10 protein-coding genes are annotated in these 11,371 nt (G+C 69.6%); 6 read left to right on the plus strand and 4 right to left on the minus strand.

Annotated elements, in window-relative coordinates; all coding sequences use genetic code 11:
- The first annotated feature begins 415 nt into the window (after positions 1-415).
- The 3 genes from E1218_RS32110 to E1218_RS32120 all read left to right on the plus strand — a co-directional run bounded on the left by E1218_RS32110 (position 416) and on the right by E1218_RS32120 (position 4,339).
- Complete coding sequence (locus E1218_RS32110; RefSeq protein WP_202866303.1) at positions 416-1,228, plus strand: DeoR/GlpR family DNA-binding transcription regulator; 813 nt, start codon at positions 416-418, stop codon at positions 1,226-1,228.
- A 96-nt stretch (positions 1,229-1,324) separates the two neighbouring features.
- A complete protein-coding gene (locus tag E1218_RS32115; RefSeq protein WP_132326804.1) occupies positions 1,325-2,824 on the plus strand; it encodes a sugar ABC transporter ATP-binding protein in 1,500 nt (499 codons plus the stop codon).
- 39 nt (positions 2,825-2,863) lie between these two features.
- The gene (locus E1218_RS32120; protein ID WP_132326805.1) at positions 2,864-4,339 is read left to right on the plus strand and encodes an SDR family oxidoreductase; all 1,476 of its coding nucleotides are present in this window, start codon (positions 2,864-2,866) and stop codon (positions 4,337-4,339) included.
- Positions 4,340-4,581: 242 nt separating this feature from the next.
- Here the strand turns inward: E1218_RS32120 and E1218_RS32125 are convergent, their stop codons facing one another.
- On the minus strand, positions 4,582-5,592 hold the full coding sequence (locus E1218_RS32125; RefSeq protein WP_132326806.1) for an aldo/keto reductase: 1,011 nt from the start codon (positions 5,590-5,592) through the stop codon (positions 4,582-4,584).
- A 219-nt stretch (positions 5,593-5,811) separates the two neighbouring features.
- On the opposite strand from E1218_RS32125, the gene E1218_RS37600 reads away from it, so the two are divergent.
- Positions 5,812-7,416 carry a helix-turn-helix transcriptional regulator gene (locus tag E1218_RS37600; protein ID WP_132326807.1) on the plus strand — a complete coding sequence of 535 codons (1,605 nt, stop codon included), beginning with the start codon at positions 5,812-5,814 and terminating at the stop codon, positions 7,414-7,416.
- A 71-nt stretch (positions 7,417-7,487) separates the two neighbouring features.
- Entirely contained in the window at positions 7,488-8,681 is a 1,194-nt protein-coding gene (locus E1218_RS32135) for an NAD(P)/FAD-dependent oxidoreductase (protein WP_132326808.1), read from the plus strand.
- A gap of 46 nt (positions 8,682-8,727) precedes the next feature.
- Here the strand turns inward: E1218_RS32135 and E1218_RS32140 are convergent, their stop codons facing one another.
- From E1218_RS32140 to E1218_RS32150, 3 genes are all read right to left on the minus strand, one after another.
- Positions 8,728-9,297, minus strand: a complete 570-nt coding sequence (locus tag E1218_RS32140) for a hypothetical protein (protein WP_132326809.1) — start codon at positions 9,295-9,297, stop codon at positions 8,728-8,730.
- A gap of 142 nt (positions 9,298-9,439) precedes the next feature.
- Positions 9,440-9,886 carry a CBS domain-containing protein gene (locus tag E1218_RS32145; protein ID WP_132326810.1) on the minus strand — a complete coding sequence of 149 codons (447 nt, stop codon included), beginning with the start codon at positions 9,884-9,886 and terminating at the stop codon, positions 9,440-9,442.
- 101 nt (positions 9,887-9,987) lie between these two features.
- The gene (locus E1218_RS32150) at positions 9,988-10,914 is read right to left on the minus strand and encodes an alpha/beta fold hydrolase (protein ID WP_165949508.1); all 927 of its coding nucleotides are present in this window, start codon (positions 10,912-10,914) and stop codon (positions 9,988-9,990) included.
- 305 nt (positions 10,915-11,219) lie between these two features.
- Here E1218_RS32150 and E1218_RS32155 point away from each other — a divergent pair.
- On the plus strand, positions 11,220-11,371 hold a 152-nt coding region (locus E1218_RS32155; RefSeq protein WP_165949509.1), incomplete at its 3' end, for an FAD-dependent oxidoreductase.

An 11,371-nucleotide genomic window follows, 5' to 3' on the forward strand; every position in this document is an offset into this window, starting at 1 on the left:
GTCCGGGCCGACCTCGGCCGTCCACGGCGTGGACAGCGGTGGGGTGCCGGGGTTCCACTGCGCGGCCTCGGCGGCCGGGGCGGTGGTGGAGACGACGACCGATCCGATCGTCGCCGTGAGGGCTGCGGTGAGCACTGTCAGGAACCGCTGGGCGAAACGCATCCGGGAACCTCTCTCCTCGGGCGGAAGGAGTGCTGGCCGACGGGACCGACTCGGGTCGCCGGCGAACAGATAGTGCACGGAAGAACACCACTCCACCGAACAGAAGTCAATATTTCCGATCAGTTTCTGTCGCGGAACCGATCAGAAACGATCTGAACCTGCTCGGCGCGCCTGGGGACGGCACTGCTGGCCTGATCGTTTGCCGGCTGGATACGATCAGATCCTGACGCTGTCGGTACGGAGGAGGCGATGCGTGACTGACGTCGACGCGCGCGGAGCGAGCGAGGGCCGCCGCTCGATGTTCGCCGCCGAGCGCCGGCAGCGGATCCTCGAGGCATTGCGCACGAACGGCGCGGCGTCGCTGCGGGAGCTCGCGCACGCCGTCCGATCGTCCGAGGTCACCGTGCGCCGCGACCTGCGGGCGCTCGAGGCCGACGGCCTGCTGAACCGTCACCACGGCGGGGCGACCCTTCCGGGCGCCCTCACCCGGGAGCCGACGCACGCCCAGAAGGCCCAGGTCGCCGGCGCCGAGAAGGCGGCCATCGCCGAGCTGGCCGCGTCCCTGGTCGAGGACGGCGACGCGATCGTGATCGGCCCCGGCACCACCACCCAGCTGTTCGCCCAGCAGCTGATCCGGCACACGGAGCTCGCCGTCGTCACCAACTCCCTGCTCGTCGCCCAGGCGCTCGGGGCCGCGCCCCGGATCGAGGTCGTGCTCACCGGCGGCACCCTGCGCGGCTCGATCCACGCCCTCGTCGGCAGCGCGGCCGAGCACTCGCTGTCCGGGCTGCGGGTCGGCCGTGCGTTCCTGTCCGGCAACGGACTCAGCGCCGACCGCGGACTGTCCACCCCGAACCTGCAGGTCGCCACCGTCGACCGGGCGCTGGCGGCGGCGGCCGAGGAGATCGTCGTCCTCGCCGACCACACCAAGATCGGTGTCGACACGATGGTGCAGACCGTGCCGGCCGACGAGATCGACCATCTCGTCACCGACGACCAGGCGCCGCGCGACGTCCTGGACGAGCTGGCCAACCGGGCGGTCCGGCTGCACATCGCCCGGCCCTGATGTTCACTTCCGACCTTTTCTGATCGAGGTCTTTACGGCCCGGGCGTCATCCGCGATCATCGCGGTGGCGAGCCCGTCCGCAGGCAGGGAGGCACGGTGGGAGACCCAGCCCTTGAGGTCGCGGGGGTGGTCCGGGACTTCCCCGGCACCCGGGCGCTGGACCATGTCTCGTTCACTCTCGGCCGCGGTGAGATCCACGCCCTCGTCGGCGAGAACGCCGCCGGCAAGTCCACGGTGGTCAAGGTGCTGTCCGGCGTACTGCGGCCGGACAAGGGCGTGCTGCGGGTCGACGGGCACGAAGTGCGGTTCGACGGGCCGCGCGATGCCGAACGCGCCGGGATCCGGACGCTGCACCAGGACGCCGGCCTGGTGCCGCAGATGAGTGTCGCCCGGAACCTCTTCCTCGGCCGCGAGCCACGGCACCGGTACGGACTGATCGACGTCGCCCGGATGAACACCGAGGCGGCCGCGCTCGTCGGCCGGCTCGGGCCGGCCGTCGACGTGCGCCGGCCGGCCGGGTCGTACGACGCCGGCGTACGGCGGCTGATCGCGATGGCGCCCGCGCTGGCTCCGGAGGTCCGGGTGCTGATCCTGGACGAGCCGACCGAAGGGCTCGAACCGGACCAGATCGACCGCCTGTTCGGCGTACTCGAGGACCTGCGATCGCGGGGCAGATCGATCGTCTACGTCAGCCACCGGCTGTCGGAGATCGAGCGGATCGCCGACCGGGTCACGGTGTTGCGCGACGGCCGCGTCGTACACACCGGCCCGGTAGCAGGGCTCGATCGGCTGCGGCTGGTCGCACTGATGCTCGGCCGGCCCGTTGCCGCCGGCACCACCGTGCTCGGCTGCCCGGTCGTCCACCCGGCCGATGCACCGGTGCTCGAGGCGACCGGCCTCACCAGCCGGCACCGTCGGCTGGCGAACGTGTCGCTCGACATCCGTTCCGGCGAGGTGCTCGGGCTCGGCGGGCTCGTCGGTGCCGGCCGCAGCGAGACCGCCAAGGCCATCGCCGGCGTACTCCCGCTCGACGCCGGCCGGGTGACGGTGTCCGGCAAGGACCTGCGGCGGCGGTCGGTCGCCAAGGCGATGCGCGCCGGTGTCGGCATGCTGCCGGAGAACCGTACGTCCGAAGGCGTGATCGGCTCGCTCTCGGTCCGCGACAACATCGCGCTCGCCGCACTCCCCCGGCTGTCCCGGGCCGGTGTGATCTCCGCGGCCCGGGTGGACGAGCTCGTCGACACGTTCGTCCGCCGGCTGCGGATCAAGGCGACCAGTCCCGATCAGCCCGTGGCGGAACTGTCCGGCGGGACCCAGCAGAAGGTGCTGCTGGCCCGTACCCTCGCCACGAGCCCGGTGGTCCTGATGCTGGACGAACCCACTCGAGGCATCGACGTCGGCGCCAAGTCCGACGTGCACGAACTCATCGACGACCTGGCCGTCGACGGTCTCGCCGTACTCCTGATCTCCTCCGACCTCGCCGAGCTCGTGCACACCTGCGACCGCGTGATCGTCCTCCGCGACGGCGCCGTCGTCCGCGAGCTGACCGGCCCGGACGTCACCGAGGACAACATCATCACCCTCCTGGCCGGCTGACCCACCGCATCGATCGCGGGGATCCGGGCACCGGATGGCATGGATCAACAGCTCGCGCTGGTCACCGGAGTCACGGGGTACATCGGCGGGCGGCTCGTGCCGGAGCTGCTCGCGGCCGGGTTCCGGGTGCGGGCGATGGCCAGGAATCCGCGGCGGCTGCGCGACCGGGACTGGTACGGCGACGTCGAGGTCGTCGAGGCGGACGCGGGTGACGCCGGGCAGATGCGGGCGGCGACGGAAGGCGTCGACGTCGCCTACTACCTGATCCACTCGCTCGGCACCGGCCCGCGCTTCGAGGCCCGCGACCGGCGCAACGCGCTGACGTTCGGGACCGCGGCGCGGGAAGCCGGTGTGCAGCGGATCGTCTATCTCGGCGGCCTGTATCCGGAAGGCGAGGAGCTGTCGCCGCACCTGGACTCCCGGCGTGAGGTCGGCGAGATCCTGCTGGCGTCCGGCGTACCGGTCACCGTGCTGCGGGCCGCGGTGATCCTCGGCTCGGGCTCCGCGTCGTTCGAGATGCTCCGGCACCTCACCGACCGGCTGCCGGTCATGGTCACACCCCGCTGGCTCGACACCCGGATCCAGCCGATCGCGGTCCGCGACGTACTGCACTACCTGGTCGGGAGCGCCTCGATGCCTGCCGACGTGAGCCGTGGCTTCGACATCGGCGGACCAGACATCCTCACCTACCAGGGGATGATGCAGCGTTACGCGAAAGTCGCCCGGCTCAGCCCTCGGCGGATCGTCATGCTGCCGGTGCTCACCCCGTCGTTGTCGAGTCACTGGGTCGGCCTGGTCACGCCGGTGCCGAGCAGCATCGCCAGGCCGTTGGTCGACAGCCTGGTCCACGAGGTCGTCTGCAAGGAGCACGACATCGCCGAGTACGTCGCCGACCCCGAATCCGGGCTGATCGGTTTCGACCGCGCGGTCGAGCTCGCGCTCAAACGGGTACGCGACCTCGAGGTGACGACGAGTTGGGCGTCCGCGTCGACCCCGGGCGCGCCGAGCGATCCGTTCCCGGGCGACCCCGACTGGTCCGGTGGATCGCTGTACGCCGACGAGCGGGAGAGCGTCGTACCGGCGAGCCCGGAGCAGTTGTGGCGGGTGATCGAGGGCATCGGCGGCGGCAACGGCTGGTACTCCTGGCGGCTCGGCTGGTGGGCCCGGGGCGTGCTGGACCGGCTGTTCGGCGGGCCTGGACTGCGCCGCGGCAGGCGGAATCCGCACGACCTGTCGGTCGGCGATCCGCTCGACTGGTGGCGGGTCGAGGAGATCGAGGACCAGAAGTTGCTGCGCCTGCGAGCCGAGATGCGGCTGCCCGGTCTGGCCTGGCTGGAACTGATCGTCGACGACGACGGCTCCGGCAACACGGTCTTCCGTCAGCGCGCGCTGTTCCATCCGCACGGGCTGCCCGGCCATCTGTACTGGTGGGCCATCAGACCTTTCCACGGCGTCGTCTTCGGTGACATGCAGCGCAACATCGCCCACGCCACTCGAACCAGGAAGCCGCTGTGAGGGGACTTTTGCCGACCATCGACTGGCGCCGTCTTCGGCCCGGTCCGGACGGGTGCTCTACGCAACGATCCCGGTCAGCGGCCGGCTGGTGTGGCGTCGCGTCGGCTGGTCACGTGAAGCTGGCGCCGTCCGCCGGATCAGCACCTGGGCGACAGTCCTGCTGCTCCCCCACTCAGCCTGGACGAGGTACGCGCCGGCGCTCGATGCAGCGGTCCGGCAGCTCAACCGCTGGGCCACTCCGCTCACGCGGACTTGCGACGGAACCGCGTGAGCAGTTGGTACGGATAGACGTTCTGCAACGGGCTTGCCGTCGTCAGGTGGTCCATTTGCTCGTCCGTGAGCCTCCAACCGACCGCACCGAGGTTGTCGTCCAACTGCTCGACCGAGCGAGCACCGACGATCGGTGCGGTCACGCCCGGGCGTTGCAGCAGCCATCGGAGGGCGACCTGCGCGGGTGACCGGCCCGTCTCCTTGGCGACGTCCATCAACGCGTCGATGACCTGCCACGTCCGGTCGTTGTTGTAGGCATCCCAGTTCTCGCTGGCACCGTTGCGCCGGGACTCGTCGACCCGGGAGCCGGCCGGTGGCGCGTCCATCCCGCGCCGGTACTTCCCCGAGAGCCATCCGCCCCGCAGCGGGCTCCAGGCGATGAGTCCGAGACCCTCGTTCTGGCAGACCGGCACGAGCTCGAACTCCGCGTCGCGGTCGAGCAGGTTGTAGAGCGGCTGCAGGCAGACGTACGGCTCGAAGCCGTGCTGCCGGGCCAGGTCCACGCCCTTCTGCAACTGCCACCCGGTGTAGTTGCTCGCACCGACGAAGCGGACCTTCCCACTGCGGACGAGGGTGTCCAGCGTGGACAGCGTCTCCTCCATCGGCGTCGCGTCGTCGAAGACGTGCATCTGGTAGAGGTCGATGTAGTCGGTCCCGAGCCGCCGCAGACTCGCCTCGACCGCCTGCATGAGGTGCTTGCGGCCGTTGCCACCGTCGTTCGGTCCGGGTCCCATGTCGCCGTACGCCTTGGTGGCCACGACGAACGAGTCCCGGTCCTTCGACGTCAGCCAGCTCCCGACGATCTCCTCGGACCGCCCGGCGCCGTACACGTCCGCGGTGTCGATGAAGGTGCCACCGCTGTCGACGAACCGGTCGAGCATGGCATGGCTGACCCCTTCGTCCGCATCCCCTCCGAACGTCATCGCACCGAGGCAGAGCTCACTGACCTTGAGACCGGTCCTACCGACGTAGCGGAATTCCATGAACTGAGGTTCTCCTTGTGATCGACCACCAACGAGCGTAAGAAGCCAGACCTGCCACGTCCAATGCAAGATGTGGGCTGAGTTGATGCATCTGACGCATAAGCTGGGTGTCGTAAGTGCGAGGTAAGACGACGGAACTTGACCACCCGGGGCGGTGCGAGGTTCTCTCACAGGAGGCGCCGTACGGCGCTGGCCGGTTCGGAGGGGAGGATCGCCGGGATGACGGCCGACCTGATCGCGCAGGCTCGCGCCGCCCTGCGCCGCGGAGACCCTCAAGCGGCCCGAGCGGTGCTGATGCGGACCGATCCCGGTCCGGAGGCACTGGAGGTTCTGGCGTCGGCGTCGTTCGTGCTCTTCGAGTACGAACGGTCACTCCGGGAGATGGAGTCGGCGTACGCCGGCTACCGGACCGCCGGCGACGGTGCCGGTGCCGCGCGGGTCGCGCGCATGCTGGGTGGGATGCATGGCTCGACGTCGGGCGACTGGGCGGTCGCCGGCGGCTGGATCGCGCGGGCGAAAACGCTCTTGAGCGAGTTGCCGGACAGCAGCGAACGCGGGTGGGTGGCACTCACCGAGGGGATGTTCACCGACGACCGCGCCCGCAAGAATGCGGACTTCCAGCTGGCGATCGAGGTCGGCCGCCGGACCCACGACGCGGACCTGGCGTTGGCCGCCCTCGCGTACCTGGGTGCGAGCCTCGTGCACGACGACCGGGTCGAGGAGGGCATGGTGCTGCTCGACGAGGCGTGCGCGGCGGTCGCCGGCGACGAGGTCGACAGTTTCATCGTGGTCGAGGAGATCTTCTGCCAACTGTTCGCCGCCTGCGAGCACACCCGCGACGTACGCCGAGCCGAGCAGTGGATGCGGATCGGGCGGCAGGTGGCCGAACGACGCCGCCTGCCCGCGGTGAGCGCCTACTGTCACACCCACTACGGCGGCATCCTCACCGCCGCCGGCCGCTGGTCCGAGGCCGACGCGACGCTCACCGAGGCCATCCGGCTGTGGGCGCTCGGCCGGCGGACGCTGAAGGCGGGTGCGCTGGCCCGGCTCGCGGACCTCCGGGTGAAGCAAGGCCGCTACGACGAGGCCGCGGCTCTTCTCGAGGGCCTGACCGACGGCGACGCGACCCGGCCGCTGGCCGCCCTGCACCTCGCCCGCGGTGAGTACGCGATCGCTCTCGACCTACTCGAACATGCGGTGCGCCGGGCCGATCCGCGGTCAAGTTCCTGTCTGCCGCTGCTGGGGCTCCTCGTCGACGCGCAACTGGCCGCCGGCAGGGATCCAGGCGCGACCATCGAAGCGATGACGGCGTGCGCGCAGGCCCATCCCTCGCCGTCCGCGAACGCGCTGGTCGCGCTCGCCCACGGCCGCGCCGGTCACGGCGACCCGAAGGCGTGGCTGCGCGACGCGCTCGACGGCTTCAACCAGTCCCACTTGCCGCTCGAGGCGAGTCTGTGCCGGCTCGACCTCGCCCGTGCCTGCAGCCGGGACAATCCCGAGGTCGCGGTCGCCGAAGCACGCAGCGCGTTGCTGAGCTTCGAGATGCTGGAGGCGGCTCGCCACGTCGACGCGGCCGCCGCGGTCCTTCGCGAGCTCGGCCACAGGGTCATGCCGCCGAAGCCGTCCGGCCAGTCGCTGACCCGGCGCGAGGAAGACGTCCTCCGGCTGCTCGGCGAAGGGTTGTCCAACCCCGAGATCTCCGATCGGCTCTTCATCAGCCGCAAGACCGTCGAGCACCACGTCGGCAACATCCTCGTCAAGCTCGGACTCCGCAATCGCGCCGAGGCCGCCGCGTACGTCGTACGCCGCGAACCCGCCCGGTAATAGGGGAGCTCCCCGATACCGGATCCGCCGCCACCCGCGACGGTGGTGGAAAGCCGTTGTCAGGAGGAGCCATGAAGTACGACGCCATCGTTGTCGGAGCCCGGGTCGCGGGCTCACCGACCGCCATGCTGCTGGCCCGCAAGGGCTACCGGGTACTGGTCGTCGACCGCGCGACCTTTCCCAGCGACACCCTGTCGACTCACATCATTCACGCACCGGGCGTGGCCGCCCTGCGACGCTGGGGTTTGCTCGACCGGATGACAGCCACCGGATGCCCACCGATCGAGCGGTACTCGTTCGACTTCGGGCCGTTCGTCATCAGCGGGACCACCTCACCGGTGGACGGCATCGACGTCGGGTACGCACCACGTCGTACGGTCCTGGACAAGCTCCTGGTCGACGCCGCCCGGGAGTCCGGCGCCGAGGTGCGCGAGGGTTGCAATGTCGACGAGGTGATTGTCGACAATCAGCGGGTGCGGGGCATCCGGTGCAACGGCCACGAGTATCTGGCCGACCTGGTGATCGGCGCCGACGGCCGCAACAGCCGCGTGGCGAAGACGGTCGGCGCGGAGGACTACAACACCATGCCGAAGCTGGAGTACGGCTACTACACCTATTTCAGTGGCCTACCGGTCAGCGGGATCGAGAACTACGCCCGGCCCGATCGCGGCTTCGGGGTCGCTCCGACCAACCACGGACTCACCATGGTCGTCGTCGGCTGGCCGTACGCCGAGGCTCGTGCGTACAAGTCGGATGTCGCCGGCAACTTCTACCGGACCATCGCGCAGGTGCCGTCGTTCGCGGCCCGGCTCGGCAGGGCCACTCAGGAAGCGCCGTTCGTCGGCGGGGCGGTAGCGGGCTGGTTCCGCAAGCCGTACGGCGACGGCTACGCGCTGGTCGGGGACGCCGCGTACAACAAGGACCCGATCACCGCGCAGGGCATCACCGACGCGTTCCACGACGCCGAACGCTGCAATCGAGCCGTCGACGACTGGCTGCAGGGCCGCGCGCCGTTCGAGGACGCGATGAGCGCCTGGCACCGCGAACGCGACGCCCGGGCGATGCCGATGTACGAGTTCACCTCGCAGCTGGCCACGCTCGAACCGCCCCCGCCGCAGATGCAGCAACTGCTGGGCGCCGTCAGCGCCGACCAGCGATCGATGGACGGATTCGTCAGCGTCATGTCCGGAGCGCTGTCCCCCGCGGACTTCTTCGCCGAGGAGAACCTCGGCCGCGTCTTCGCCGCCGCTCGCCAGCCGGCGTGAGCCAGGCACGGCGGGTGGGTTTCCGGCCCGCGCCTTTCTCGACCGATCAGCGCAGTTCCGCCGCCGCGTGGAGGGCGGTGAAGGCGCGATGGAAGTCCTCGACGACGAGCTGATCGCGTGTCGTCCGTTCGGCGTACAGGCACAGGGCCGGACTGCCCTCATCCGTGTGACCGGCAATCTCGGCGGTCCCGTCGCCGGTCTCCAGCAGTGTCCACCCTGCGTCTGCCAACAGCTCGAGGGCGTTCGTCCGGTCGGCAGCTTGGAGTGAGAGACCAACCGACGGCTCGTGCTCGGACCACAGGGCGACGTCGCCGGCGTTCCAGGCGTCGACCGCCGAGATGTCGGTCCCCGAAGGCGGTGGGACCAGGAACCCCATGCCGGTCACGGGTTCCAGATAGGCGGCGTGCGCGGCGAACTCGACGACGGTCACGTCGATCACGCCTGATCGCAGTTCGTCGTCCGGCGCATCGGTGACGACGATCCGCACGGAGCGCCGGCGACGGGGAACGACGGCGCTCCGCGGTCTCGCCGATCCCGAGGGGATGCGGAGATCTCGACGGTAGTACGCCGTCAACACCGCGAGCGGCACGGTGCCTGCCTGAAGATGCCGCTTCACCCGGCACCACTCCTTCACTCGGCCGGACTGTCCGAGTGTCCACCTTGTGCGCTCAGCATTGAGATCGGTCGGACGCGTTCTTGACGATCAGATGACGCCGGCGGCCGCACCGTTCCTCCGGGCAGCACGTACCACATGACCTTCAGTGCTGCGCTGTCGCGAGCTCCAGCAGCCGGGACGCGGTCACCGCGCCCAGGATCCGCCGATCCCTCATCACCGCGACCAACGGACACCGCATCCGCGCCATGATCGCCGCAATCTCCAAAATCGTGTCGTCGTGATTCACCACCGGCACCTCGGTCGGCTCGTCCGGCAGCAACTTCCGCACCGTCACCCCCGACAACCTGTCCGCAACCTGATCCGCCAACGACTCCTCGATCACCCGCGCCAGCGCCGGATCGTCCTGCACATAACTCGGCACCAGAAACTTCACCACCTGCGACGCCGGCAACACCGCATACGGCGCCCCGTCCTTCCCCGTCACGATCAGCCCCGGCAACCGCCTCGACGCCAACAACTCCACCGCCGTCAACGCATCGTCGTCCAACCCGACCACCGGGTACTCCTCGGCCATCTGCTCTCCGTGCACACCACCACCGTACGCCCGGGGAGGTGAATCCGGATGGCCGCCACAACGGCGTCATCATGCCCCGTCCCCGCCCCGTCATCGGCAGAGACTGGTCGGCACCCTCACCCGACAGAACCGGTAAGCCGAGGCGTTCGACTGTTGGTTGCCAACAGGTCGGCGCAGAAGGAACGGATGGCGCGGGTGACTGTTCGGGGCTGCTCCCAGGGCATGAAGTGGCCGCAATCCTTGACCCAGAAGGGACCTACCGCTTCAGGAAAGGCGATCGCGCACCGCTCCTCGATGTGGTCGCCTAGGGTCACCTGATCGGCGCCGATCAGCACCAGGGCCGGCTGCTGCACCGGCCGGTCGAGCATCTCCGGAGCCGACAACGGCCGGGTGCGCATGACGACCTCGTAGTCGGCGAAGGCGGCCCGCAGCCGGGCCGCGTCGCCGTACGGCTCGGTGAGGAAGGCCAGGTCGTCCTCGTCGAAGGCATCAGGCGGACACCAGAGGCGATGCCCGTAGAACTCTCCGATGTAGCGCTTCCGCTGATCGGGCGTGTCCAGCTGCGCGACCAGGGAGTCGGCGTGCTTCCCCTGCAGACGGTGATAGTCGTACACGGCCGGCTTCGGCCGGCTCGGCGGGATCCCCGCGGCTGCGAAGGTCTCCGCGAGGTCGGGCATGGAGTCGTCCAGGATCACCAGGCGGTCGACGCGGTCGGGACAGCGATTGGCCATGTCGTTGGCGATCATCGCGCCGAGATCGTGCCCGGCGACGACCGCACGCTCCCATCCGAGGTCGTTGAACAGGCCGATCAGGTCGGCGTTGAACGCGTTGAGGTCATAGAAGTCGTCCGGCGCGAAATCGGAGTCGCCGTAGCCGCGCAGATCCGGCGCGACGACGTCGAAGCCCGCCTCGGCCAGTGGGACGAGGGTGTGTGACCAGATGCGGCTCGTGCAGGGAAACCCATGGATGAGCAGCAGCGGTACGCCGCCATGTCCCAGACGCCGTACCGCCAGACGATGCCCCTGGCGGACTGCGATCTGCACGGGCGCGACGATGTCAGCAGGAAGAGCCATACATCTGGCTTACACCAGGTTCCGGACAAGAGACTTCCGGAATACGGCCAGTTGATCTGTTGTCGCGCCTGCAGCTCCGCACGGACCGCCGCCCGCTCGTTCGAATTGTCCAGCGCCGGCAACTGCACCGAGTATGCGGCGGATTCCATTGGCATTCTCGTCCGTGTCACGACCATCGCCGGACCTTTCCTCAGGTTCCGGACCAATCGCGATCCGGACGAAGCCACCGGGCTCGGGGTCCGACGCGGCCGCGGCGTACGGAAGAATGGCGTGCCGTGGCGCGAGTTGTGATCATCGGTGGCGGCCCAGGCGGGTACGAGGCGGCCAGTGCGGCCGCCCAGCTGGGGGCGGAGGTGACGGTCGTCGATTCCGGCGGGATCGGCGGTTCGGCCGTGCTCACCGACGCTGTGCCGAGCAAGACGCTGAT

This window comes from Kribbella turkmenica (genome assembly GCF_004348725.1).
In the GTDB taxonomy this organism is placed as follows: Bacteria; Actinomycetota; Actinomycetes; order Propionibacteriales; family Kribbellaceae; genus Kribbella; species Kribbella turkmenica.